At 71.6% G+C, this 24,575-nt stretch carries 24 protein-coding genes; 11 read left to right on the top strand and 13 right to left on the bottom strand.

What is annotated here, in order from left to right; translation table 11 throughout:
* Positions 1-244: 244 nt before the first annotated feature.
* Together ACFZBT_RS24685 and ACFZBT_RS24680 are read right to left on the bottom strand one after the other, a co-directional pair.
* Entirely contained in the window at positions 245-955 is a 711-nt protein-coding gene (locus ACFZBT_RS24685; protein ID WP_391107041.1) for a helix-turn-helix domain-containing protein, read from the bottom strand.
* Positions 956-1,001: 46 nt separating this feature from the next.
* A complete protein-coding gene (locus ACFZBT_RS24680; protein WP_391107038.1) occupies positions 1,002-1,643 on the bottom strand; it encodes a TetR/AcrR family transcriptional regulator C-terminal domain-containing protein in 642 nt (213 codons plus the stop codon).
* A gap of 93 nt (positions 1,644-1,736) precedes the next feature.
* On the opposite strand from ACFZBT_RS24680, the gene ACFZBT_RS24675 reads away from it, so the two are divergent.
* The 3 genes from ACFZBT_RS24675 (at position 1,737) to ACFZBT_RS24665 (ending at position 3,926) form a co-directional block, all read left to right on the top strand.
* On the top strand, positions 1,737-2,888 hold the full coding sequence (locus ACFZBT_RS24675; protein ID WP_391107035.1) for an acyl-CoA dehydrogenase family protein: 1,152 nt from the start codon (positions 1,737-1,739) through the stop codon (positions 2,886-2,888).
* A gap of 59 nt (positions 2,889-2,947) precedes the next feature.
* Positions 2,948-3,211: a YiaA/YiaB family inner membrane protein gene (locus ACFZBT_RS24670; RefSeq protein WP_391107032.1), complete on the top strand. Its 264-nt coding sequence runs from the start codon at positions 2,948-2,950 to the stop codon at positions 3,209-3,211.
* 70 nt (positions 3,212-3,281) lie between these two features.
* Positions 3,282-3,926, top strand: coding sequence for a TetR family transcriptional regulator (locus ACFZBT_RS24665; RefSeq protein WP_391107029.1), 645 nt, complete (start codon positions 3,282-3,284; stop codon positions 3,924-3,926).
* Here the strand turns inward: ACFZBT_RS24665 and ACFZBT_RS24660 are convergent.
* Entirely contained in the window at positions 3,917-4,378 is a 462-nt protein-coding gene (locus ACFZBT_RS24660) for a MaoC/PaaZ C-terminal domain-containing protein (RefSeq protein ID WP_391107026.1), read from the bottom strand. The two genes, ACFZBT_RS24665 and ACFZBT_RS24660, sit on opposite strands and share 10 nt — an antisense overlap.
* A gap of 101 nt (positions 4,379-4,479) precedes the next feature.
* On the opposite strand from ACFZBT_RS24660, the gene soxR reads away from it, so the two are divergent.
* Positions 4,480-4,944: a redox-sensitive transcriptional activator SoxR gene (gene soxR, locus ACFZBT_RS24655; RefSeq protein WP_391107023.1), complete on the top strand. Its 465-nt coding sequence runs from the start codon at positions 4,480-4,482 to the stop codon at positions 4,942-4,944.
* Positions 4,945-5,325: 381 nt separating this feature from the next.
* Here soxR and ACFZBT_RS24650 read toward each other — a convergent pair whose 3' ends face one another.
* Both ACFZBT_RS24650 and ACFZBT_RS24645 read right to left on the bottom strand, forming a co-directional pair.
* Positions 5,326-6,042: a 3-keto-5-aminohexanoate cleavage protein gene (locus ACFZBT_RS24650; protein WP_391107020.1), complete on the bottom strand. Its 717-nt coding sequence runs from the start codon at positions 6,040-6,042 to the stop codon at positions 5,326-5,328.
* A gap of 93 nt (positions 6,043-6,135) precedes the next feature.
* Positions 6,136-6,741 carry a hypothetical protein gene (locus ACFZBT_RS24645; RefSeq protein WP_391107017.1) on the bottom strand — a complete coding sequence of 202 codons (606 nt, stop codon included), beginning with the start codon at positions 6,739-6,741 and terminating at the stop codon, positions 6,136-6,138.
* 263 nt (positions 6,742-7,004) lie between these two features.
* On the opposite strand from ACFZBT_RS24645, the gene ACFZBT_RS24640 reads away from it, so the two are divergent.
* Positions 7,005-9,809, top strand: a complete 2,805-nt coding sequence (locus ACFZBT_RS24640; protein WP_391107014.1) for a penicillin acylase family protein — start codon at positions 7,005-7,007, stop codon at positions 9,807-9,809.
* A gap of 28 nt (positions 9,810-9,837) precedes the next feature.
* Here ACFZBT_RS24640 and ACFZBT_RS24635 read toward each other — a convergent pair whose 3' ends face one another.
* Positions 9,838-11,154, bottom strand: a complete 1,317-nt coding sequence (locus tag ACFZBT_RS24635; RefSeq protein WP_391107011.1) for a serine-threonine protein kinase — start codon at positions 11,152-11,154, stop codon at positions 9,838-9,840.
* Between the two features lie 106 nt (positions 11,155-11,260).
* Entirely contained in the window at positions 11,261-12,496 is a 1,236-nt protein-coding gene (locus ACFZBT_RS24630; protein WP_391107008.1) for an exo-beta-N-acetylmuramidase NamZ domain-containing protein, read from the bottom strand.
* Between the two features lie 220 nt (positions 12,497-12,716).
* Here ACFZBT_RS24630 and ACFZBT_RS24625 point away from each other — a divergent pair, with 220 nt between their 5' ends.
* From ACFZBT_RS24625 to ACFZBT_RS24615, 3 genes are read left to right on the top strand one after another with little or no spacing between them, the layout of a single operon-like run.
* Positions 12,717-13,490 carry an SDR family NAD(P)-dependent oxidoreductase gene (locus ACFZBT_RS24625; RefSeq protein WP_391107005.1) on the top strand — a complete coding sequence of 258 codons (774 nt, stop codon included), beginning with the start codon at positions 12,717-12,719 and terminating at the stop codon, positions 13,488-13,490.
* On the top strand, positions 13,487-15,151 hold the full coding sequence (locus tag ACFZBT_RS24620; RefSeq protein ID WP_391107002.1) for an AMP-binding protein: 1,665 nt from the start codon (positions 13,487-13,489) through the stop codon (positions 15,149-15,151). The genes ACFZBT_RS24625 and ACFZBT_RS24620 overlap by 4 nt, the downstream gene beginning before the upstream one ends.
* 29 nt (positions 15,152-15,180) lie before the next feature.
* Positions 15,181-15,774, top strand: a complete 594-nt coding sequence (locus ACFZBT_RS24615; protein ID WP_391107000.1) for a TetR family transcriptional regulator — start codon at positions 15,181-15,183, stop codon at positions 15,772-15,774.
* A 233-nt stretch (positions 15,775-16,007) separates the two neighbouring features.
* Here ACFZBT_RS24615 and ACFZBT_RS24610 read toward each other — a convergent pair whose 3' ends face one another.
* Both ACFZBT_RS24610 and ACFZBT_RS24605 read right to left on the bottom strand, forming a co-directional pair.
* Entirely contained in the window at positions 16,008-17,231 is a 1,224-nt protein-coding gene (locus ACFZBT_RS24610) for an acyl-CoA dehydrogenase family protein (RefSeq protein ID WP_391106997.1), read from the bottom strand.
* A gap of 5 nt (positions 17,232-17,236) precedes the next feature.
* Positions 17,237-18,271: a phosphotransferase gene (locus ACFZBT_RS24605; protein ID WP_391106994.1), complete on the bottom strand. Its 1,035-nt coding sequence runs from the start codon at positions 18,269-18,271 to the stop codon at positions 17,237-17,239.
* Positions 18,272-18,491: 220 nt separating this feature from the next.
* Between ACFZBT_RS24605 and ACFZBT_RS24600 the strand changes: the two genes are divergently transcribed.
* Positions 18,492-19,436, top strand: a complete 945-nt coding sequence (locus ACFZBT_RS24600) for a zinc-binding dehydrogenase (protein ID WP_391106991.1) — start codon at positions 18,492-18,494, stop codon at positions 19,434-19,436.
* Between the two features lie 23 nt (positions 19,437-19,459).
* On the opposite strand, the gene ACFZBT_RS24595 is transcribed toward ACFZBT_RS24600, so the two are convergent.
* From ACFZBT_RS24595 to ACFZBT_RS24580, 4 genes are read right to left on the bottom strand one after another with little or no spacing between them, the layout of a single operon-like run.
* A complete protein-coding gene (locus tag ACFZBT_RS24595; RefSeq protein ID WP_391106988.1) occupies positions 19,460-19,804 on the bottom strand; it encodes a DUF202 domain-containing protein in 345 nt (114 codons plus the stop codon).
* The gene (locus ACFZBT_RS24590) at positions 19,792-20,184 is read right to left on the bottom strand and encodes a DUF202 domain-containing protein (protein WP_391106985.1); all 393 of its coding nucleotides are present in this window, start codon (positions 20,182-20,184) and stop codon (positions 19,792-19,794) included. Before ACFZBT_RS24590 ends, ACFZBT_RS24595 begins: the two co-directional genes overlap by 13 nt.
* Before the next feature lie 45 nt (positions 20,185-20,229).
* Complete coding sequence (locus ACFZBT_RS24585) at positions 20,230-20,745, bottom strand: NUDIX domain-containing protein (protein ID WP_391106982.1); 516 nt, start codon at positions 20,743-20,745, stop codon at positions 20,230-20,232.
* A gap of 30 nt (positions 20,746-20,775) precedes the next feature.
* A complete protein-coding gene (locus ACFZBT_RS24580) occupies positions 20,776-21,699 on the bottom strand; it encodes a DMT family transporter (RefSeq protein ID WP_391106979.1) in 924 nt (307 codons plus the stop codon).
* Between the two features lie 347 nt (positions 21,700-22,046).
* On the opposite strand from ACFZBT_RS24580, the gene ACFZBT_RS24575 reads away from it, so the two are divergent.
* Together ACFZBT_RS24575 and ACFZBT_RS24570 are read left to right on the top strand one after the other, a co-directional pair.
* Positions 22,047-22,997, top strand: a complete 951-nt coding sequence (locus tag ACFZBT_RS24575) for a hypothetical protein (RefSeq protein ID WP_391106976.1) — start codon at positions 22,047-22,049, stop codon at positions 22,995-22,997.
* Positions 22,998-23,030: 33 nt separating this feature from the next.
* Positions 23,031-24,569 carry an APC family permease gene (locus tag ACFZBT_RS24570; protein WP_391106973.1) on the top strand — a complete coding sequence of 513 codons (1,539 nt, stop codon included), beginning with the start codon at positions 23,031-23,033 and terminating at the stop codon, positions 24,567-24,569.
* The last annotated feature ends 6 nt before the right edge of the window (positions 24,570-24,575 follow it).

Here is a 24,575-nt window from a genome sequence, read left to right as displayed (position 1 = left end):
GGTGCGGTGGGCGGGGTGAGGTGGTGCGGTGGGCGGGGTGAGGTGGTGCGGTGGGCGGGGTGAGGTGGTGCGGTGGGCGGGGTGAGGTGGTGCGGTGGGCGGGGTGAGGTGGTGCGGTGGGCGGGGTGAGGTGGTGCGGCGGACGGGCGAGGTGGTGCGGTGGGCGGGGTGAGGTGGTGCGGCGGACGGGCGAGGTGGTGCGGTGGGCGGGGTGTGCCCTGCCGCGCCTCGGCCCGGTCAGGGCTCAGCGCAGCGCCGCCGCCTCCACGCCCAGCAGTTCGAAGAGGGCCTGTTCACCGGCCGCCGTCACCTTCACGGCACGCTCGGAGCCGATGCGCACGCACCAGCCCGTGTCCAGGGCGTGCCGGCACAGGGACGCGCCCGCGACGCCCGCGAGATGCGGTCGGCGTTCGGTCCAGTCGAGACAGGCCCGCGCCAGGGGACGACGGCCACGCCGTTCGAGGCCGATACCGGCCGCCGCGAACCACGCCAGGCCCGTGTCGGTGAGCGCGAACCCGGTCTCCTGCCGCAGCAGCCCGCGAGCCGTCAGCGCGTCGGTGACCGCGATGCCGAGCCGGCCGGCGAGATGGTCGTAGCAGGTGCGGCCCCGGGCCATCGCCGAACCCGCGCTCGACTCCCGCAGGCTCCGCGGCGGTACGTCCGTGCCCGGCGCGACCTGCGCGGCCAGGTCCTCCAGCAGCTGCGCGACCCGCGCGTCGGCCAGCCGGACGTACCGGTGCCGACCCTGCCGCTCCTCGGCGAGCAGCCCGCCCGCCACGAGCCTGTTCAGGTGCTCGCTCAGCGTGGAAGCGGCGACGCCCGCGTGCCGCGCCAGCTCACTCGCGGTCCAGGCCCGCCCGTCGAGCAGCGCCAGCAGGCACGCGGCCCGGGTCTCGTCCGCGAACAGTCCGGCCAGCCGTGCCAGGGCCGTGGCCCGCGGGTCCCTCGTCGTCATGGCCCCAGCATGGGACACGGACCCTTCGGCCGCCGCCGAAGTGTGCCTACGCGGTCCGCCGCACCTGCTCGTACTGCCGTGCCAGCCCGTCCAGCAGGGCCGCCAGTCCCGTCTCGAAGGCCCGCTCGTCGATCTTCTCCTGCTGCTCGGCGAGGAGATGGGCCTGCTGGAGGTGGGGGTAGTCGGCGGGGTCGTATGCGCTCGCGTCGTCCACGAAGCCCCCGGCGAAGGAGCCCAGCGCCGAGCCCATGACGAAGTACCGCATCAGCGCGCCGATGGACGTGGCCTGCGCCGGCGGCCAGCCCGCGGCGACCATCGCGCCGTAGACGGCGTCCGCCAGGCGCAGTCCCGCCGGGCGGCGGCCGGGGCCGCGGGCCAGCACCGGGACGATGTTCGGGTGGTCGCGCAGCGCGGCCCGGTAGGAGACGGCCCAGTCGTGCAGAGCGGTCCGCCAGTCGCGGCCTTCCTCGAACATCGACAGGTCCACCTGGCCGCTCACCGAGTCGGCGACCGCCTCCAGGATCTCGTCCTTGGTGCGGAAGTGGTTGTAGAGCGAGGGTCCGCTCACCCCGAGTTCGGCGGCCAGCCGGCGGGTGGAGACGGCCGCCAGGCCCTCCGCGTCCACGAGCGCGCGGGCCGTCTCGACGATCCGGTCGGTGGAGAGCAAGGGCTTGCGCGGTCGGGCCATGGCGCACATAGTAGGGCTGCGCCTTTAAACTAGCAGTGCTAATTTAAAGGTACGGCTTTCAATGACGTACGGCTTTCCCTGGGGTGACGTGTGGTGAACCTGGAACTCGGCGAGGAACAGACCGCGGTCCGGCGGCTCGCGCGGGACTTCGTGGAGCGCGAGATCACCCCGAACGTCATCGCCTGGGACCGCGCCGAGGAAGTCGACCGCGCCATCGTCAAGAAGCTCGGCGAGGTCGGCTTCCTGGGGCTGACGATCGACGAGGAGTACGGCGGCTCCGGCGGCGACCACCTCGCGTACTGCCTGGTCACGGAGGAACTGGGCCGGGGCGACTCGTCCGTGCGCGGCATCGTCTCCGTCTCGCTGGGCCTCGTCGCCAAGACCGTCGCCGCCTGGGGGAGCGAGGAGCAGAAGCGGCGGTGGCTGCCCGGGCTCACCTCCGGCGAGACGGTCGGCTGCTTCGGCCTGACCGAGCCGGGCACGGGCTCGGACGCGGGCAACCTCGCGACGCGGGCCGTACGGGACGGTGACGACTACGTCATCAGCGGCACCAAGATGTTCATCACCAACGGCACCTGGGCCGACGTGGTTCTGCTCTTCGCCCGCTCCACGGACGCCCCCGGCCACAAGGGCGTCTCCGCCTTCCTCGTCCCGACGGGCACGCCTGGCCTGACGCGCCGCACGATCCACGGCAAGCTGGGGCTGCGCGGCCAGGCCACGGCCGAGCTGGTGCTGGAGGACGTACGCGTGCCCGCCTCGGCGCTGCTGGGGGAGGAGGGCAAGGGCTTCTCGATCGCCATGTCCGCCCTCGCCAAGGGCCGGATGTCGGTCGCGGCGGGGTGTGTCGGCATCGCCCAGGCCGCGCTGGACGCGGCGGTGCGGTACGCGGGCGAGCGCGAGCAGTTCGGGAAGCCCATCGCCGGGCACCAGTTGGTCCAGGAGCTCATCAGCGACATCGCCGTGGACGTCGACGCCGCCCGGCTGCTGACATGGCGGGTCGCCGATCTGATCGACCGGGGGCGGCCGTTCGCCGTCGAGTCGTCCAAGGCCAAGCTGTTCGCCTCGGAGGCGGCCGTCCGCGCCGCGAACAACGCGCTCCAGGTCTTCGGCGGCTACGGCTACATCGACGAGTACCCGGCGGGCAAGCTCCTGCGGGACGCCCGCGTGATGACCCTCTACGAGGGCACCAGCCAGATCCAGAAACTGGTCATCGGGCGTGCGCTGACGGGGGTTTCGGCATTCTGAGTACCTTCTGAGTACGTCGGCGGATGTGGCGCGGGCCACTTCGGCCGAAGCTTGCCCTCATGAGTGACACACCGGGCAAGCAGAACACCGCCGCCTTCTACGGCCAGGCCGTCGCCTCGTTCGCCGTGGCCATGGCGGCCACGGCCATCGGTATCTACCAGCTGAGCGCCGACGCCTGGGTCCGCGGCTTCCTCGCCATCGCCGTCCTGTACCTGGTCACCTCCGCCTTCACCCTGGCCAAGGTGATCCGGGACCGGCAGGACGGGGCAGCGGTGCCCGCGCCCGCACCCGCGCCCGCGTACACCCCCTTCGAGAAGCGCTGAGCGGCCGCACTAAGCGACCGCTCACCTTCGGCGGTATGGTGGTGCACCTGCCAGTGGAGAGGGGCACGTGATGGGTACGGCGGAGGAGACGGCCGGCGGCGAGGCGCAGGCGTGGGGCGAGGTCACGCCCGACGCGGCGCGAAGGCTGCTGATCGCCGCGGTGGAGGCCTTCGCCGAGCGCGGATACCACGCCACGACGACCCGTGACATCGCGGGTCGCGCCGGGATGAGTCCCGCCGCGCTCTACATCCACTACAAGACCAAGGAAGAGCTGCTGCACCGCATCAGCAGGATCGGGCACACGAAAGCCCTGGAGATCCTGCGGACGGCGGCCCGGCGCGAGGGCACCGCCCGCGAGCGCCTGGCCGACGCGGTCAGCTCCTTCGTCCGCTGGCACGCCGGCGGGCGCACGACCGCCCGGGTCGTCCAGTACGAGCTGGACTCGCTCGGGCCGGACGCCCGCGCCGAGATCCTCGCGCTGCGCCGGCAGTGCGACGACGAGGTGCACGCGGTCATCGAGGACGGCGTGGCGTCGGGCGAGTTCGACGTGCTCGACGTCAAGGGGACCACCCTCGCGGTGCTCTCCCTCTGCATCGACGTGGCGCGCTGGTTCAACGTCGACGGGCCGTGGACGCCGGACGAGGTCGGCGCGCTGTACGCCGACCTCGTGCTGCGGATGGTCGGAGCCGGGGAGCCGGCGCCGGCTCAGAAGTAGTAGCGCGCCACGGACTCGGCGACACAGACGGGCTTGTCGCCGCCCTCGCGTTCCAGGGTGAAGGCGACGGTGACCTGGACACCGCCGGTCACGTCCTCGACGCCGGTGATCGTGGCGGTCGCGCGCAGCCGGGAACCGACCGGTACCGGCGCGGGGAAACGCACCTTGTTCGTCCCGTAGTTGACGCCCATCTTCACGCCCTCGACGGCGATCAGCTGCGGCCCGAAGAGGGGGAGCAACGACAGGGTCAGATAGCCGTGCGCGATGGTCGTGCCGAAGGGGCCCGCGGCGGCCTTCTCGGGGTCGATGTGGATCCACTGGTGGTCACCGGTGGCGTCCGCGAAGAGGTCGATGCGCTTCTGGTCGATGTCGAGCCAGTCGGTGTACCCAAGCTGCTCGCCCACCGCCGACTTCAGGTCGTCGACGGACGTGAAGATCCTCGGCTCTGCCATGTCCCGGCCTCTCGCATGTCAGGGATGCTGTTTCTCTAAGCGACTGCTTAGCATGGTCGGCGCCGGGGGGTCGTGTCAACGCACTGGGTAGGGTTCGATGGGTGCCCCAGATTCCAGAGAAGATCCATGAGCTCACGGTCGGCCAGCTCGCGGCGCGGAGCGGCGCGGCCGTCTCCGCGCTGCACTTCTACGAGTCCAAGGGGCTGATCGGAAGTCGCAGGACCTCCGGCAACCAGCGCCGCTACGCGCGGGACACGCTCCGCCGGGTCGCCTTCATCAGGGCCGCGCAGCGGGTGGGCATCCCGCTGGCGACGATCCGTGAGGCGCTGGCGGAGCTCCCCGAGGAGCGGACGCCGACGAAGGAGGACTGGGCGCGTCTCTCGGAGGCCTGGCGCTCCGAACTGGACGAACGCATCGCGCAGCTGAATCGCCTGCGCGACCATCTCACCGACTGCATCGGCTGCGGATGCCTCTCCCTCGAGGGCTGCGTCCTCTCCAACCCGGACGACGCCTTCGGCGAACGCCGCGCGGGTTCCCGTCTGATGGTGGACAAGAGGCGTGCGTAGCGTCTTGCGGTGAGTGGTGGGTCGGGGCCGTGTCGGGGGGTATCCGTCCTCGGAACGTCGCGATGGGGTGCCATACCGACTGACTGTTCGTTGACGCGACAACCGCTGCGGGCGGACACCCCCCGACACGGCCCCTTGCGTCCGTCCGGCGCCAGCCGCTGCGGGCATGCGCACCGCCCCAGCTGCGGGCGCCGGTCCCGCCTGGCTGCGGGCATGCGTGCCTCCCCCAGTGCCTCAAGGGCCTGGGAGGTGCCCCCATGGGCGGCACGGGTGGGCGGTGGGGGTCCTCCCGCTCGAGCGAAGCCGAGAGTGGGGGAGGCACCTCGTCGCGCCGAGCTGCGCACCCACCCGCCTCCAGCACCCACGCCGAGTACCTGCCACTCAACCCGCCCCGTACTCACCCAACCCCGCCACCACCAACTCCGCATTGGACCCGGCCCGCCTCCCGTCCGGCAGGACCAGGACATCCTCGAGTCCGACTCTCGTAGCCACCCCCAGTTGCCCTGCAAGCCGCAGCACAGGCCACGCACCCCCGTCCTCCCCGTGCAACAGCACAGGACGGCCCTGGGCGTCACCTATGTCGGACAACAACGCCCGCGCAGAGGAAACGGCACTCCCCGCATCCGCGTCCGTCACCTCGGCCAGCACCCGCAGAACCTTCGGCCCGAGCCGAGAGGCCGCGAACCGCTCCGCCCCGTCCGTCCCCGACCAGATGCCGGCCTCCACCCCCACCCCGAGATCGAGGAGCGCGGCGGCCACCTCCTCCGCCCCCGGCTCATGCCAGTTGACCGACGCGTGGTCGGGCAGCACGGTCCAGCCCCGCACCCGGTCCAGCCTGGCGGCGGGGTCCGGCTCCGCCCACGCCCCTGTGGTCACACCGACCGGCACCGACACCCGCGCCCGAATCGCCTCCAGCGTCACCGCGAGCACCCGCGGCGACAGCGTGTCCCGCCCGCACGGTGTCTTGGGATGGACATGGATGTCCGTGGCCCCGGCCGCGACGGCCTCCGCCGCGGACTCGGCCATCGCCTCGGGCGACAGCGGCACCGCCGCACCGTCGGCTGCTCCCCGCGTCCCGTTCAGACACACCTGCACCATGTCCCGATGGTGCCAGTCACCACTGACAGCTGGCCTCGGCGGCGACAGTGGGGGTGCGGCATCCCCGGCGCACCCCCCGCGCACCCGCGTTCGTCAAGCCGACATCAACAGTGGCCTCGCCCGCCTGGCGTACGCCAGGGACTCGGGCGTGAGCACGGGACGCGGCACCAGGATTCCGCAGTCCGTGCAGACCGGACCCGCCGATGGTTCGTGGTCCAGGTCGTACTTCCAGGCGAGGTGCTCCCCGCCGCACACCGGGCACGCCGAGCCCGGTTCGCGCTCCAGCGCGGCGATCAGCCGGCGCAGCACCTCGGCCAGCGGCTCACGGGGATGGACCGCCGGATCGTCGCACCACGCCACGCCGAACCCGCCCCAGGTAAGCCGGTGCCAGTCGTCCACGCTGCCCGGCCGGCGCAGTCCGTCGTGCTTCTCCTTCTTGCGGCGCTCGGCGAACTCGACCTCGTAGGCCAGCCAGACCGCCCGCGCCTCCTCCAGTTCGTCCAGTGCGGCCACGAGCCGCGCTGGATCGGGGGACCGGTCCTCGGGACCGAATCCCGCCCGGGAGCACAGATGGTCCCAGGTCGCCCTGTGCCCGTAAGGGGCGAACCTCTCAAGGCACTTGCGCAGCGAATAGCGCCGCAATGCGAGATCGCACCGCGGATCGCGGACCTGTCTCGCCAGACTCCGGAAACCGGCCATCGTCCTGCACCTCCGTCACACCTGCACCTGTAATCCGGTCACTTCGGCGTCGTCGTACGGACGTCGCCGAATAGACGTATCGACAAGCGAATCGGCTCCATCCGATTTCAAATGCCCTCCATAAGCCGTCCTAAGAGGCTCGCGAGTCGACTGCCGTGGTCCGTGTGCCTGTTGTGCTGACTCCAAGAAGTGACGCTTGTTCATCTTCAAACCCGGGGATACCGGCGGTAACATCCGGCCACCCCCTCCGGAGGAGCCCCCCCATGCCACGGCGTACCCCTCGCACGCGCACCGTTCTCGACAGAATGAGAACTCCCCGGGGATTCCCCGGGTTCCTGAAGACCGCTTCGGTATGCGCCCTGATCGCAGGTCTTTTGTCGCCGCTCGCCCCGGCGGCGGCCGCGGAAACGCCGACGGTGCAGGTCGCGGCCGCGGCGAACGACTATTGCGGGAACCAGTGTTCGGACATCCTCCCGCCCGGCCAGAACGGCAACGCCACCCTCGCCCAGATCCTCCTCAACCAGGCCTTCGGCACCCAGCCGGAGCACGCCGAGGACCAGCTCGGGCCCTACGCGAATCTCGCCAAGGGCTACACCGGTCTCACCAACGAGAAGATCAACAACTTCTTCAACGACGCCTCTTTCGGTGTCCCGGCGGATCAGGTCGCCTCCACCGTCAAGCCCGCCGGGCGGGACGACGTGACGATCGTCCGTGACAAGAGGACGGGCGTGCCGCACATCACCGGCACCACCCGGTACGGCACCGAGTTCGGGGCCGGCTACGCGGCGGCCCAGGACCGGCTGTGGCTGATGGACGTCTTCCGGCATGTCGGACGCGGCCAGCTGACCTCGTTCGCCGGCGGCGCGCCCTCCAACCAGGGCCTGGAGCAGCAGTTCTGGCGGCACGCCCCGTACACCGAGGCCGATCTGCAGGCGCAGATCGACAACGCCGTCGCCACCAACGGCGAGCGCGGCAAGCTGGCCCTCGCCGATGCCACGGCCTATCTCGACGGCATCAACTCCTACATCGACGCCTCCGACAGCGGCCGCTACTTCCCCGGTGAGTACGTCCTCACCGGGCACAAGGACTCGGTCACCAACGCCGGGACGATCGAGCACTTCAAGATCACCGATCTGGTCGCGCTGGGTTCGGTCATCGGCGCGCTGTTCGGGTCCGGCGGGGGCGGCGAGGTCAACAACGCGCTCTCGCTGCTCGCCGCCCAGGAGAAGTACGGCGTGGCGGAGGGCACCAAGGTCTGGGAGTCCTTCCGCGAGCGCAACGACCCTGAGGCCGTCCTCACCGTCCACGACGGCAGCTTCCCGTACGCGACCAGGCCGGAGGATCCGCAGGGCAGGGCCCTGCCCGACGCCGGTTCCGTGGAGCCGGAGCCGCTCGTGTACGACCGCACCGGCAGCGCCGCGACGGCCGGTGCCACCGGCGCGTCCGGTGAGGCGGCCAAGGCGGCCCTGTCGTCCGCCAAACGCGGTATGTCCAACGCCCTCGTGGTCGGCGGCGAGCACACCGCGAGCGGGCACCCCGTCGCCGTGTTCGGGCCGCAGACCGGCTACTTCGCCCCCCAGCTGCTGCTGCTCCAGGAGATCCAGGGCCCGGGGATCAGCGCCCGGGGTGCCTCCTTCGCGGGCCTGAGCATGTACGTCGAGCTCGGCCGCGGCCAGGACTACGCGTGGAGCGCCACGACCTCAGGCCAGGACATCATCGACACCTACGCCGTCGAACTGTGCCAGGACGACCACCACTACCTGTACCGCGGCACCTGCACGCCGATGGAGAAGATCGAGCAGAAGAACGCCTGGAAGCCGACCACGGCCGACGGCACCGCGGCCGGTTCGTACACGATGCGGGTGTGGCGTACGAAGTACGGGCCGGTGGAGTACCGCGCCACGGTCGGCGGCAAGAAGGTCGCCTACACCACCCTGCGCTCGTCCTTCATGCACGAGGCCGACTCCATCATCGGCTTCCAGATGCTGAACGACCCCGGCTATGTCAAGGGCCCGGAGTCCTTCCAGCAGGCGGTGCAGCACATCAACTACACCTTCAACTGGTTCTACGCCGACTCCGAGCACACCGCGTACTACAACAGCGGCGACAACCCGGTGCGCGCGAACGGCGTCGACGCCGAGTTCCCGGTGTGGGCGCGGCCGGCGTACGAGTGGCGGGGCTGGGACCCGGCGGCCAACACCGCCGACTACACCCCGCCCTCCGCCCATCCCAACTCGATCGACCAGGACTACTACATCTCCTGGAACAACAAGCAGGCCAAGGACTACACGACCGCGCCCTGGGGCAACGGGTCCGTGCACCGCGGCAACCTCCTGGAGGACCGGGTGAAGAAGCTGGTCCGGCAGGGCGGGGTGACTCGGGCCTCGCTGGTCAAGGCCATGGCGGACGCCGGGGTCGCCGATCTGCGGGCGGAGGGCGTCCTGCCCAAGCTGCTGAAGGTCGTCACCAGTTCACCGGTCACCGACTCCGCCACCGCCGCTGCCGTCAGCAAGCTCCAGGCCTGGGCCGCGGCCGGCGGCAAGCGCACGGAGACCTCGGCCGGCTCCAGGAAGTACGCCGACGCCGACGCGATCCGCATCCTGGACGCCTGGTGGCCGCTGCTGGTCAAGGCCGAGTTCGAACCGGGCCTGGGCAGCGAGCTGTACGCGGCCATGACCGCCAACCTGCCCGTGGACGAGTCCCCGTCGGCGGCCCACGGAGCGACCGGCGCGCATGCCGGAAGCTCGTTCCAGTACGGCTGGTGGAGCTATGTGGACAAGGACATCCGGGCCGTGCTCGGCGAGCAGGTGCGGGGTCCGCTCGCCAGGACGTACTGCGGCGACGGCAGCCTCGGCGCCTGCCGCGACACCCTCATCAGCACCCTGAAGGAGGCGGCCGGCAAGACCGCTGCCCAGGTCTACCCCGGCGACGACCAGTGCTCGGCGGGCGACCAGTGGTGCGCCGACTCGGTCATCCACCGCACTCTCGGCGGCATCAAGCACGGCAAGATCAGCTGGCAGAACCGGCCGACCTACCAGCAGGTCGTGGAGTTCACCTCGCACCGGTGACGCGAGGGTCTGTGTGACCGGCGGCGGGTCAGCGGACGCGGCCCGCCGCCAGTACCAGGCGGGCCAGTTCCTCGTGCAGGATGTCGCTGTGCGCCCCGGCGGGCGGCCCGCCGCGTCTGACCACCGCCGCCACGTCGACGTTCACGCACCCCGAGGCGGGCAGTTTCGCCGTCAGGGCCTTGGCGAGGGTGTACGCGCGCGTGCCCGGCACCGCCCGCACCCCGCCGCAGCCCATCGCGCCCCATTTCTCGCCCAGGGCACGGCTCAGGTCGAGGCCCGCGACCGAGCGGCTGTCGCCCGCCATCCGCGACGCCAGCGGATAGATCGTGCCGAGGGCCGAGTCGTGCCGGGAGTGGCAGCACACCAGCGGGCCGTCGATGCGGTTCTGCTGCCCCTGGAGCACCCCTCCCGCACGCGGGTCGTGCGGCAGCCGGGCCGCGAACGCGTAGTGCGAGAAAGCCCCTTGGAGCAGCGTCACGGACTTCACCGTGCGCACGCCCTCGGGGAGCCCGCGCAGCGCGAACGACACCAGCCGCGCGCCGAAGCTGTGCCCCACCAGGTGCACGCGCACGCCCGGCGCCGCCGCCCCGAGCTGCCCGACGACCCGGCCGAGACCGCGCTCCCCGACGGTTCCCGCGCGCCGCTTCATCGCGTAGTACGTCGCCTGCCGCAGCAGTTCGTGCGCACCGTCCCAGGGATTCGGGAGCCTGAAGTCCCGCCGCCCGCCGGACGCTTCGAGTTCCGCGAGCGCCTGCGCGAACTCCTCGCAGGCCGCCGCCGAGGAACCGGTGAACATCTCCGGCTCGCTCTGCGGCACCCCCTCCGCCACCGTGTCCGCCGAGAACAACTCCTGAGGCCCGGGCGCCACCACCTCCACCAGGAGCCGCACCAGCCGCCCGAACTCCTCCAGCTCGGACTCCTCGCACGGCTGCTGCTCCAGCAGCCGCGCGATCTGGTCGACCAGGATCGCCCGGCCCGGGAAGGTCTCCAGCAGTGCGTGCCGCGTGTCCTTGTCGAGCACGGGACGCCCGGGGGCCTCGGCCGCCACGGCCCGCGGCAGGTCCGGGATCGGCTCGTCGGAGAACCGCATCGCCGGCCACAGCACCCCGGCGTACCCGACCCTGGCCGTCGGGACCAGCCGCGGGAAGGGCGCGAAGAAACGGTCGTAGAGCCGGGTCGCGCCCGAGCGGTCGTTGTTCCAGCCGTGCGCGAAGACGATCAGATCGCGCACCTTCCGTTCGCTCACCCCGGCGAGCAACCGGTCCCGCTGTCGGCCCGCCGGGTCCCCGTCCGCGTCGAAGGTCAGCTCCCAGTAGGGAGTCACACTCATCGCCGGATCCGCCATGACAGGCCCCCTAGCCCCCGGGTGACGCCGCGATCTGGGCGCATCGTCCTGCCAACGGGGCCGGTTGGCCATACGTCACGGGCGCATTGAGGGCCGTATGCCTGGCTCAGCGGTAGACGAGGTACTCCCGCCGCATCCGCCGGAACGCCGCCAGGTCCTGCTGCCACCCCGCCACGACCTCGTCCGTGTCCGCGCCCGCGTCGATCATCGTGCGCACGCGCGTCGAGCCGGTGAGCTTGTCGATCCAGTTGTCGGGACGCCAGGCGAAACCGCTCCAGACCCGCTTGGCGGTCACGAGCAGGGCGATTCCCGTGCGCACGGGGTCGAACGCGGCGCGGTCGTGCACATGGACCTGTACGCCGCCGACCGTCTTGCCCTGGAACTTCGAGAAGGTGGGCGCGAAGTACGCCTCCCTGAACCGCACGCCGGGCAGGCCGAGTTCGTTCGCCGCGTCCGCCCAGCGCCGGTCGATGCCCTCCGCGCCGAGCAGTTCGAACGGCCGGGTCGTGCCACGCCCCTCCGACAGGTTCGTGCCCTCGAACAGACACGTCCCCGAGTACACCAGGGCCGTCTCCGGCGTCGGCATGTTCGGGCTCGGCGGCACCCAGGGCAGGCCGGAGGCGTCGTAGAACTCCGAGCGCCTCCAGCCCGACATCGGCACGGTCTCCAGCCGCACGGGGGCGGTCAGGAACTCGCCGTTGAACAGCCGCGCCAGCTCCGCGACGGTCATCCCGTGGGCCTGGGAAATGGGCTGCCGTCCGACGAACGTGGCGAACTCCTTGTGCAGCACGGGCCCGAGGGCCGTCCGGCCGGTCACCGGGTTGGGCCGGTCCAGCACCACGAACCGCTTGCCGGCGAGCTGCGCGGCCTCCATACAGTCGTACAGGGTCCAGATGTACGTGTAGAAGCGGGCGCCGACGTCCTGGATGTCGAAGACGACCGTGTCCACGCCGGACGCGGTGAAGATGTCGGCGAGGGGCCGGCCGCTCTTGAGGTACGTGTCGTAGACGGGCAGGCCGGTCGCCGGGTCGTCGTAGCGGCCCTCGGAGCCGCCGGCCTGGGCGGTGCCCCGGAAGCCGTGCTCGGGGCCGAAGACGGCGGTGAGATCGACGCGGTCGTCTTCGTGCATGACGTCGACGATGTGGCGGGCGTCGCGGGTGATGCCGGTGGGGTTGGTGACGATGCCGACTTTTTGTGCGTCGAGCAGGGTGTAGCCGTCCTGGGCGAGTCGTTCGAAGCCAGTGCGCGGGTGCCTGCGGCGCTGGGCTGCGGATGCGGTGGAGGTGGCTGATACGGCTGCCGCCGTGGCGGTGGTGATGACGGCTCGTCTGGAAGGGCGCATGCGGTGACCTCCTTGAGCGGGGGACGGTCGGCATGGGCACGGTATGCGCTTCCGCGGGCTGTGGGGAGGCTGCGGGCTGTCCGTGGTTGATCGCGCCCGCGCGGCGGAGCCGCATATCAAGACAGCCCCGCGCCCCTTGAGGGCGTGGTCCGACCCCCTTCCGTGGTACATACCGACCGGTTAGTCTGGCGCCATTGCTGAGCCGCGAATGAGGAGACCGATGGTGGGAGCCTTTCAAGGGGCCGGAGTCGTTGTCACGGGGGCCGGTGGCGGGATCGGGGCCGCGCTCGCCCGGCGGTTCGCCGCCGAAGGGGCCCGGGTCGTCGTCAACGACCTGGACGCCGAGCGGGCCGAGCACATCGCGGAGGAGGTCGGCGGGATCGCCGTGCCCGGTGACGCCTCGGCGATCGTCGGGGACGCCCGGGACGCGCTCGGCGGGACCGTCGACGTGTACTGCGCCAACGCCGGTGTCGCCTTCGACGGCGTCGGTTCCGGTCAGGCCTTGGACGAGAAGGCATGGGCGACGTCCTGGGACGTGAACGTCATGGCGCACGTCCGGGCCGCCGAGGAACTGCTGCCGGCCTGGCTGGAGCGCGGCAGCGGCCGGTTCGTGTCCACCGTGTCCGCCGCCGGGCTGCTCACCATGATCGGCGCCGCCCCCTACGCCGTCACCAAGCACGGCGCCCTCGCGTTCGCCGAGTGGCTGTCGCTGACCTACCGGCACCGGGGCGTGAAGGTCCACGCCATCTGCCCGCAGGGCGTCCGCACCGACATGCTCGCCGCCACCGGCAGCGCGGGCGACCTGGTGCTGCAGCCGACCGCGATCGAGCCGGAGGCCGTCGCGGACGCCCTGTTCAAGGGCATCGAGGAGGACCGGTTCCTGATCCTGCCGCACCCGGAGGTCGCCGCCTACCATCAGGCCCGGGCCGGTGACCCCGACCGGTGGCTGACCGGCATGAACCGCATCCAGCAGCAGTGGGAGGAGACCCGGTGACCCAGTCCCGCTACGCCGCCAAGCCTTGGCTCGACCTGCTCGACGAGGCCCAGAAGGGCCCGATAAGCCCCGCCGGCTCCCTCGTGCACGCCCTGCGGCGGGTGACGGCCGAAACGCCGGACAGCGACTTCCTGGCCTACTTCGACGGCCGGCTGACCTACCGGGAGGTCGACGAGCTCAGCGACTCCGTCGCCGGGCACCTCGCGGCACGCGGCCTGGAACGCGGCGACCGGGTCGCGGTGCTGCTGCAGAACTCCCCGCACTTCGTGCTCGCCGTGCTCGGCGCGTGGAAGGCGGGCGCGGTCGTCGTGCCCGTCAACCCGATGTACAAGTCGGGCGAGGTGACCCACGTCCTGCGGGACGGCGAGGTGGCCGCGCTGATCTGCTCGGACCGGGCGTGGGAGTCGTATCTGCGCGAGACGGCGGCCGACTCGCCCGTGCGGATCGTGCTCACCGGATGCGAGCTGGACTTCCAGACGCGTGACGACGCGCGCGTGCTGACCTTCGAGCGGCTGCCGCAGGCCTCCGACGCCGATGACCTGGTGACGGTGGCGCGCGCCGGGAACAAGGCACCGGCGGACCGTGCGCCCGGCCCCTCCGACATCGCGCTGATCAGCTACACCTCCGGCACGAGCGGCACGCCGAAGGGCGCCACCAACACGCACGGCAACATCATGTACAACGCCGAGCGGCAGCGGACCGGCCTGGGGCTGCCCGAGCGGCCCGTGTACTTCGCGATGGCGCCCCTGTTCCACATCACGGGCATGGTCTGCCAGTTCGGCGCCTGCCTGAACAGCGGGGGCACGCTCGTGCTGGCCTACCGCTTCGAGGCGGGCACGGTGCTGGACGCGTTCGCCGAGCACGCGCCGCACTACACGGTCGGCCCCTCCACGGCCTTCATGGCGCTGGCCGCCCACCCCTCCGTCACCCGCGACCACTTCTCCTCCTTCCGGGTGATCTCCTCCGGCGGCGCCCCGCTGCCGCCCGCGCTGGTGGAGAAGTTCCGGGCGGGCTTCGGGCCGTACATCCGCAACGGCTACGGGCTGACCGAGTGCACCGCGCCCTGCGCCTCCGTGCCGCCCGGTCTGGAGGCGCCCGTCGATCCGGCCTCCGGGACGCTCGCCGTGGGCCTGCCCGGCCCCGACACGGTCGTACGGATCGTCGACGACAACGGCGACGAGGTGCCCTTCGGCGAGCAGGGCGAGATCGCCGTACGCGGCCCGCAGGTCGTGCCCGGCTACTGGCGGCGCGCCGACGCCACCGCGGAGACCTTTCCCGGGGCCGAACTGCGCACCGGCGACATCGGCTTCATGGACGAGCAGGGCTGGCTGTACGTCGTCGACCGCAAGAAGGACATGATCAACGCGTCCGGCTTCAAGGTGTGGCCGCGCGAGGTCGAGGACGTGCTCTACACACACCCGGCGGTGCGCGAGGCCGCCGTGGTCGGGGTGCCCGACGGCTATCGCGGGGAGACTGTCAAGGCGTACATCAGCCTGCGGCCGGACGCCGAGACGGACCCGGATGCGCTCGCCGACTACTGCAAGGAGAGACTGGCCGCCTACAAGTACCCGCGCCAGGTGGAGATCCTGCCCGACTTGCCGAAGACGGCCAGTGGGAAGATCCTCCGTCGGGAACTGCGTTCCCGGACGCAAGGCAATTGACCAGCAGTACGGAAAGGCAGGTGGCGGCAGTGCCCAGGACCACGGACTCGGACGGCACCCCCGTGCCTCAGCGGCTCCTGGCCGCCGCCACCCGGCTCTTCGCGGAGCAGGGCTACGACCGCACCTCGGTGCAGGAGATCGTCGAGGCGGCCGGCGTCACCAAGGGGGCGCTGTACCACTACTTCGGCTCCAAGGACGATCTGCTGCACGAGGTGTACGCGCGCGTGCTGCGTATCCAGCAGGAGCGGCTGGACGCCGTCGCGGGAGCCGACGAGCCGGTCGAGAAGAGACTGCGGTCGGCGGCCGCGGACGTCGTGGTGACGACGATCGACAACCTCGACGACGCGATGATCTTCTGGCGGTCGATGCACCATCTCAGCCCCGAGAAGAACAAGCAGGTCCGCTCCGAGCGCCGCCGCTACCACGAGCGCTTCCGCGCGCTGGTCGAGGAGGGCCAGGAGGCGGGCGTCTTCTCCACGGCGACTCCGGCGGACCTGGTCGTCGACTACCACTTCGGCTCGGTCCACCACCTGTCGACGTGGTACCGGCCGGATGGTCCCATGAGCCCGCAACAGGTAGCCGACCACCTGGCCGACCTGCTCATGCGGGCGCTGCGCCCCTGACCCGGCCAGGGGGCTCCGCCCCCTGGACCCCCGGGCCTACGCCCACCCACCACCCGACACGGCGAGCCAAGAGGCCGGGCTCGCACCCACCAGCCTGTCCGGCGCTTGAGGACGAGGCCGTTCAGGCCGAAGCGGGGTCTGGGGGCGCAGCCCCCAGCGGGGCCGCAGGGGCGGAGCCCCTGGAGATGGGACGGGTAGGGGCGGCGGGGGCCTGAAACCCCCGCCGCACCACCTCACACGTACTTCTTCAACTCCCGCCGAGCCAGCGACCGCTGATGCACCTCATCAGGCCCGTCCGCGATCATCAGCGTCCGCGCCGCCGCGTACAGCTCCGCCAGCGGGAAGTCCTGACTGACACCCCCCGCCCCGTGCAACTGGATCGCCCGGTCGAGAATGTCCACCACCGCCCGAGGCGTAGCGATCTTGATCGACTGGATCTCGGTGTGCGCCCCCCTGTTGCCGACCGTGTCCATCAGCCAGGCCGTCTTCAGCACCAGCAGCCGCAGCTGCTCCACCGTCACCCGCGCGTCCGCGATCCAGTTGTGCACCACACCCTGCTGCGCCAGCGCCTTGCCGAAGGCCGTACGGGACGCCGCCCGCCTGCACATCAGCTCGATCGCCCGCTCCGCCATGCCGATCAGCCGCATGCAGTGGTGGATCCGGCCCGGACCGAGCCGGGCCTGGGCGATGGCGAAGCCGCCGCCCTCCTCGCCGATCAGGTTCGACGCGGGAACGCGCGCGTCGTCGAAGATCACCTCGGCGTGGCCGCCGTGGGAGTGGTCCTCGTAGCCGAAGACCCGCATCGCGCGCTTGACGGTCACGCCAGGCGTGTCGCGGGGAACCAGCACCATGGACTGCTGACGGCGGATGTCGTCCCCGTCCGGGTCCGTCTTGCCCATCACGATGAAGATCTTGCAGTCCGGGTTCATCGCCCCGGAGATGTACCACTTGCGGCCGGTGACGACGTACTCGTCCGTGCCGTCGGGGGCCCGCTTGATGTGCGTGGTGATGTTGGTGGCGTCCGAGGAGGCCACCTCCGGCTCGGTCATCGCGAACGCCGAGCGGATCTCACCGGCCAGCAGCGGCTCCAGCCACTGCTTGCGCTGCTGCTCGTCACCGAACTGGGTGAGCACCTCCATGTTCCCGGTGTCGGGCGCCGCGCAGTTCGTCGCCGTCGGCGCCAGGTGCGGGGACCGGCCCATGATCTCGGCGAGGGGCGCGTACTGGAGATTGGTGAGCCCGGCCCCGTACTCGGAGCCCGGCAGGAAGAGGTTCCACAGGCCCTGCCTGCGCGCCTCGGCCTTCAGCTCCTCCACCACGGCCGGCGTGTCCCACGGCGAGGAGAGCTGAGCGCGCTGCTCCTCCGCCACCGCCTCGGCCGGATAGACGTACTCGTCCATGAAGGCGAGCAGCTTGCCGCGCAGCTCCTCGGTGCGTGCGTCGAACGCGAAGTCCATACGGATCAGCCCTCCTGAAGGCCCTCGTGAAGCGTGGTCAGCCCGTGCCGGACGAAGACGGGCACGAGGTCGCCGATGCGGTCGAACCCGGCCCCGACCGTCTGGCCGAGTGTGTAGCGGTAGTGGATGCCCTCGAGAATCACGGCGAGCTTGAACCAGGCGAACGCCGTGTACCAGGAGACCGCGGAGACGTCGCGCCCCGAGCGCGCGGCGTACCGCTCGATGAGTTCCGACGGCGCCGGATGCCCGGGGGCCTCGGCGGTCGTGGAGACGGGGGAGTCCGGCATGCCCAGCGGCATGCTGTACATGACCAGCAGGCCGAGGTCGGTGAGCGGGTCGCCCAGCGTCGACATCTCCCAGTCGAGGATGGCCTTGATCTGGTCGTCCTCGCCGATGAGGACGTTGTCGAGCCGGTAGTCGCCGTGCACGACGGCCGGGGCGGGGGAGCGGGGCAGGTCCCGGCCGAGGGCTGCGTGCAGTTCGTCGATGCCGTCCAGATCGCGGTTGCGGGAGGCGTCCAGCTGCTTGCCCCAGCGCCGCAGCTGCCGGTCCAGGAAGCCCTCGGGCCGCCCGAAGTCCGCGAGACCCGCCTCGCCCGGGTCCACCGCGTGCAGCTCCACCAGCGTGTCCACCAGGTTCAGCACCGCGCCCCGGGTCCGCTCCGGACCGAGCGGCACGAGCTGGTCGGCGGTGCGGTAGGGAGTGCCCTCGACGAACTCCATGACATAGAAGGGCGACCCGAGCACCTCCTCGTCCTCGCACAGCAGCACCGGCCGGGGAACCGGCACGGCGGTCGGATACAGACCGCTGATCACCCGGTGCTCGCGCTTCATGTCGTGCGCGGTGGCCAGGACGTGGCCGAGCGGAGGCCGCCGTACGACCCAGCGCGCGGTGCCGTCGGAGACCGCGTACGTGAGGTTCGACCGTCCGCCCTCGATCAGCCGGCCGGACAGCGGGCCGTTCACCAGGCCGGGGCGCTCCCGGTCGAGCAGGCCGCGCAGCCGGTCGAGATCGAGTCCGGGCGGGTGGTCGGGGCTCATGCGTCGCTCCTACGGGGAGATGGACGGTTCCCGACTCATGATGCCGACCGGTCGGTATGTCGTCCAGAGGGGGGCCGAAACGTGATCGGAGCCACGATAGGCCGACCGCTCCGCCCATGGGACGCCGGGGAGGCCCAGGGACCGGTCGGAAGAACCCCGGACCGCTACGTTCAGGCCATCCGGCTTGCGTGCCGCCCGGGGAGCCCGGAAGGTCGGAGCCATGAAGGCCATCAGCTACTCACGGTACGGCGGACCCGAGGTGCTGGCGTTCGGGGAGGTCCGCGATCCCAAGGTCGGCCCGGACGCGGTGCTGGTGAAGGTGCGGGCTGCGGCAGTGAACCCCGTCGACTGGAAGGCCCGCGAGGGCTATCTCGACGCCATCCTCGAACCCGCCTTCCCCGTGGTGCCCGGCTGGGACGTCTCGGGCGTCGTCGTACGGCCCGGCGTGGCCGTCTCGGAATTCGACGTCGGGGACGAGGTCATCGGGTACGTACGCGAGGACTTCCTCTCCCGGGGCACCTTCGCCGAGTACGTGGCCGCGCCCCTGCGCACCCTCGCCCGCAAGCCGCGCAACCTCTCCTTCGAGGAGGCGGCCGGGCTGCCGCTGGTCGGGCTGACCGCCTACCAGGTGCTGACCAAGGTGCTCCAGGTGAGGCGGGGCGAGACCGTGCTGGTGCACGCGGCGGCCGGTGGCGTCGGCTCGATCGCCGTACAGCTCGGCACCCACCTCGGCGCCCGGGTGATCGGTACGGCGAGCGAGCCCAACCACGACTTCGTGCGGGGCCTCGGCGGTGAGCCGGTGACGTACGGCGAGGGCCTGGGCGAGCGGGTGCGGGGGCTGGCTCCCGAGGGAGTGGACGCCGTTTTCGACACGGTCGGTGGTGACGCGCTGAAGGTCTCGGCGAACCTGCTGGCCCCCGAGGGGCGCGTGGTGTCGATCGCCGACGGCGACGTCGTGAACTTCGGCGGCCGCTACTACTTCGTGCGCCCCGACGCCGAGGATCTCCAGCGGTTGTCCGAACTGGCGGAACAGGGCGTGGTGAGCGTGCACGTCTCCGAGACGTTCCCGCTGGAGCGGGCGGCGGACGCGCACCGGCTGAACCAGGAGGGCCGGACCCGCGGCAAGATCGTCGTGACGGTGGACTGGGAGACGGAGAGCGGGTAACCCCCCCGGCCCGCGGACGCGGTCTAGAGAACGAGGGCCGCCCCGCACACCGCCATCGCGACCGTGCACAGCGCCGCGGCCGTGGCGTGCCGGGACGCGAAGGCCGCGGGGCTGCCGGGAGCGGAGAGCGTGCGGATGCGGCGGTGGGCGACGCCGAGGAAGCCCAGCCACAGGACACAGCACAGGGCGCATCCGACGACTCCGGCCACCGACGCGCCGCCGTGCAGCGCGGTCTTCACGGCGAGCACGGCGGCGACCGTGCCCGAGAGCGTCGTGCGCCGCCAGGCGAGCCGGGTCCGCTCGGGCTGGAGCCCGGGGTCGCGGTCAGGGGTCCGGGGCGCGCCGGGCGCCGCGCTCACCCCTCCCACCCCACGAGCACCACGAGCACCATCGCGACAGCCACGACCGCGACGACGAGACTCAGCAACGCCGGGAACCGGGACACCGGCAGATCCTCACCCCGGCGCATGGCCCGCTCGCAGCGGACCCAGTGGTTGACCGCCCGCAGCGAGCACAGCACCCCCGCGGCCAGCAGCGCGAGCGCCAGCCCCACCCGCCAGCCCCAGCGCAGGTCCGGCAGGAACTGGTCCACGGCGAAGCCGCCGCCGATCAGCGCGAGCGCGGTGCGCAGCCAGGCCAGGAAGGTGCGTTCATTCGCCAGCGAGAACCGGTAGTCGGGCGTCTCGCCGTCCTTCCGGACCTCCGCGGGCGCGAACCACAACCGGACGTTCCGTACGAACTCGATCACCTGCGCGACCCTACCTGGGAGTTTCTGGCCGGGCGCTGCCGCCCGCTACGGCCTCGACCGGAACGCCTTGAGCCGCTGGTACGCCGCCAGCCCGTCCGGCACCCACTCCCAGTCCCCGAGGCGCCGCTCCACCTCGTCCTCGGGCAGGAAGTCGTGCCAGGCCACCTCCTCGGCCTGCGGCCGTACGGGAAGCTCGCAGCGGACCTCGTACACCGCCGACCACCAGCTCCGGCCGTCGCCGTCGTCGTAGAGGAACTTGAAGAGGTACCGCGGCTCGGGAAGGCCGGTCACGCCCAGCTCCTCCTCGGCCTCGCGCAGGGCCGCCGTGTCGTAGGCCTCGCCCGCGCCGACGACTCCGCCGACGAACATGTCGTAGAGGGAGGGGAAGACCAGCTTGGTCGGTGTCCGCCGGTGCACGAAGATCCGTCCCCCGGCGTCCCGGGCCTGGATGAACACGCAGCGGTGCCGCAGACCGCCGGCGTAGACCTCGCCTCGGGGCAACTGCCCGATGACCTGGTCGTTCTCGTCGACGATGTCGAGGATCTCGTCAGCAGCGCTCATGCCCTCATCCAAGCAGGGGCGGCGCCGGAATCACTGGGGCTGCGGCTGTGCCTGCAGCTTCCCCACTCGGGCACGCTCCGCCAGTCCGTGCGGCATCGCCGGGTGCAGCCCCAGCAGCACGATCCCGGCGACCACGGCCAGCAGACCGCCGGCCTCCCAGCTCAGGGCCACCGCGTCGGTCCGCAGCCGGTCGCCCAGGAAGCCGACGCCGCAGATGATCCCGGCGAGCGGCTGGGCCGCGGTCAGGGCGGGCAGCGACTTGCGCAGGGAGGCGGTCTCGAAGGCGCTCTGCACAAGGACCAGCCCCGTGACGCCCAGCGCGAGGACCGCGTACGGCTGCCAGCCGGTCAGCAGCTCGGCGAAGCCACCCTCGGAGAACTTCTGTCCGCTCACCCGGGTCAGCGCGTCCTGCACGCCGTAGAGCAGCCCGGCGGCCAAGGCCAGGAGCACCGGTCCTGAGCTGAGCCGCGAACGCTTGGCGTGGGTCGTGAGGAGCAGGGCGAGACCGACCATGGCGCCGATGATCAGCCACTGCCGCACCGGATCGGCCGTCGCGGCTCCGCCCTGCGGCTGGCCCGCCACGATGAACGCGGTCACCCCGCCCGCCAGCAGCAGCAGGCCCGCCCAGCCCTGACGGCCCAGTGGCTGCTTGGTCTGCCTGCGGGACAGGGCCAGCGCGAACAGCAGGTTGGTCGCCAGCAGTGGCTCCACCAGGGACAGCTCGCCCTGTCCGAGGGCGGCGGCGCCCAGCGCCATGCCGGCCACCATCAGCGCGATGCCGCCGAGCCAGCGCGGCACCTTCACCAGGTCGATCAGCAGTCGGAAGGAGAGGAAGTCGCTCAGCGGTGCCCGCTGGGCCGCGTTCTGCTGCAGGACGAAGCCGAAGCCCAGACAGCAGGCGGCGCTCAGGGCGAGCACGAGAACTAGAACCGACACGCGGTGTACCTCGATCATCAGGTCGGGTTCACGGTTGCGTAGGGGCCGACTGTACCGGCCGGCTCCGCCCGGCGCGCCCGTACGTCCTGCCATGGTCCGGGTCGAAACCGGCGAACGCTATGACGTACGTCACAAAGGGCGAAACGGAAAAATCGGATGCCGGTCTCACGCTTCCCCCGCTCCTCGTTGATCACAGAAACCTCACAAGTAACGCCACTTGACGCGTGTAACGCGAAGACGGCCCTTGACGTCAACCATTGGCGGGGGGTTGGCTGTGCGTGATCAGTTCATGGCATAGCGCACACCCGCGCCGCCTCGACCGCCGTGAGCCGAAACACCAGAAGAGCGCGTGAGGAAGTCCCGCGGTGTCCCCACCCCCGCCTCCCCTCGGCCGTGGCCGCAGACGTGCGTCACAGGCCTTCGACGAGGCCCTCGACGACGCCGACCTCGTGGCCGCGCGCGCCGCGCTGGCGCAGGGCCGCTGGCAGCACGTCCGTTCCCTGCTGGTCCGGACCGGGGACGACTGGGACCGCCGCGGCCACCGGATCACGGTCCTCGCGGCCGAGTCCTACTGCGCCGCCTGGGCCCGTGAATGGCTGCTCGCCGAACCCGAGTCCGCCGACGCCTCCGTCCTGCTCGCTCTCGCCGAGGTCCGGCGGGTGCTGAGCGGCAAGGGCAAGCCGGTCCGCGCCCGCGAGGCCTGCGAGACCGCCGTCGCCCGCGCTCCGGCCGACCCCACCCCCTGGCTCGGCCTGCTCATGCTGGAGTGCGCGACCGGCACCGACATGGACGTGGTCCGGCGCTTCGAGGCGGTGCGCGGCCGGTACGCCGACCACCACCACGCCCATCACCTGATGGTCGCCCGGCTCGCCGCACGCCGCACCGAGGCCGGCCCGGACCCACTGCACGAGGTCTACGACTTCGCCAACTGGGCCGCCGAACAGGCACCGGCCGACTCCCCGCTCGCGATCCTGCCCGTCATCGCACACGCCGAGCGCTACCGCGTGCTGGCGGCCGCCGGGTACGAGCCCGCCGATCCGGCCGCCTCGGGCCACTGGGCCGGCCGCCGGGCCCGGCAGGTGATGAAGACGGCCTTCGACTGGTGGCTGGAGTGGGAGCTGGAGGGCCACCCGCGCCGGCTGATCGACCTGAACTTCCTCGCCCACGCCAAGTTCTGCGAGGGGCGGGGCGCCGAGGCCGCCGCCCTGTTCCACCGGATCGGCCGGTACGCCACCCCGGCGCCCTGGTCGTACCCGGACCGCGACCCGCACACCGCCTTCGCCACCGCCCGCGCCGGCGCGCTCGGCGCGACCTGACCCGCCACCCCCCGAAGTGAGGACGCTCTCCCGATGACCACGGACAGTTCGAGCACGAGCACGTCCGCCGCAGGCGGCGGCATCAGTACGTTTAAGGGACAGGAGCGCGCCCTGCGCGCCGACCGCCTCGGCACCGGGGGACTGCTGCTCTCCGTCCTCGCCGCGACCGCCCCGCTCATGGTGGTCGCGGGTGTCATGCCCACCACATTCGCGGTGATGGGCATCGTCGGCCAGCCGCTGCTCTTCGTCGCCCTCGGCGTCGTCCTGATCCTGTTCAGCGTGGGCTACGCCGAGATGAGCCGCCACGTCCACAACGCGGGCGCCTTCTACGCGTACATCGCCCGCGGCCTCGGCGGCACCGCCGGCGCGGGCGCCGCCCTGGTCGCCCTCGTCGCCTACAACGCGCTCCAGATCGGCATCTACGGCATCTTCGGCTTCGAGGTCTCCGGGCTCCTCGCCACCTACGCCGACGTGGAGATCGCCTGGTGGATACCGGCCCTGGTGGCCGCCCTCGCCGTCGGACTGCTCGGCTGGCTCAAGATCGACGTCAACGCGCGGGTGCTCGGTGTGCTGCTGGTCATCGAGGTGCTCCTCGTCGTGATCTTCGACGTGGCCGCCCTCGCCGACCCCGGCAAGGAAGGCCTGTCGCTGCACGCCTTCAACCCCGACACACTCACCGGCGCGGGCGTCGGCACCGCGCTGTGCTTCTGCGTCGCCGCGTTCCTCGGCTTCGAGCAGGCCCCCGTCTACGCCGAGGAGACCAGCCGCCCGCACGTCCTGGTGCCGCGCGTGATGTTCTTCGCCGTCGGCGGGGTCGCCGTCTTCTTCGCGCTGAGCAGCTGGGCCCTCACCGTCGCCACCGGCCCCTCCGCGATCGTCGGCACGGCCCAGAAGCAGAGCGCCGGCCTGCTGTTCTTCCTCACCGAGTCCCGCCTCGGCGGCACCTTCACGGACGTCCTGCACGTCCTGTTCGTCACCGGCATGTTCGCCGCCCTGCTCAGCTTCCACAACGTCGTCGCCCGGTACGCCTTCGCCATGGGCCGCGAGGGCCTGCTGCCCGCCGCCTTCGGCCGCACCAGCGGCACCAGCGGCGCCCCCGGCACCGGCTCGCTGCTGCAGACCGTCGTGGCCGTGGTGGTCGTGGCCGCCTTCGCGATCGCCGACGACAAGCCGGTCGGCGACCCGACCGCGCCCGTCCTGCAACTGTTCACCTGGCTCGGCAACATCGGCGCCCTCGGCGTGATCGTCCTGATGGCGGCGGCCTCCCTGTCCGTCGTCGTCTTCTTCGTCCGCCGCGGCGCCGCCGGGGCCCAGGCCTGGCGGCTGGTCACCGCCACGCTGTCGGGCCTCGCCCTGCTCGTGATCGCCGGCTACACCGTGAAGGACTTCGAGGTGCTGGTCGGCGTCGGCCCGGACTCCTCGCTGAGCTGGGTGCTGCCCGGCGTCATCGGCCTCGCCCTCGTCGCCGGCCTGGTCCTGGGCCTGGTGCTGCGCGCCCGCGCCCCCGAGAAGCACGCCCGGATCGGCCTCGGCAACGAGGCGTTCCAGCTGGAAAAGGCGGCCTCGTCCTGAGGGTGC

It is taken from the genome of Streptomyces sp. NPDC008137 (assembly GCF_042957035.1).
Taxonomy (GTDB): Bacteria; Actinomycetota; Actinomycetes; order Streptomycetales; family Streptomycetaceae; genus Streptomyces.
The sequence above is the reverse complement of the archived record's forward strand: the minus strand, read 5'-3'. Positions and strand labels throughout refer to the sequence as shown.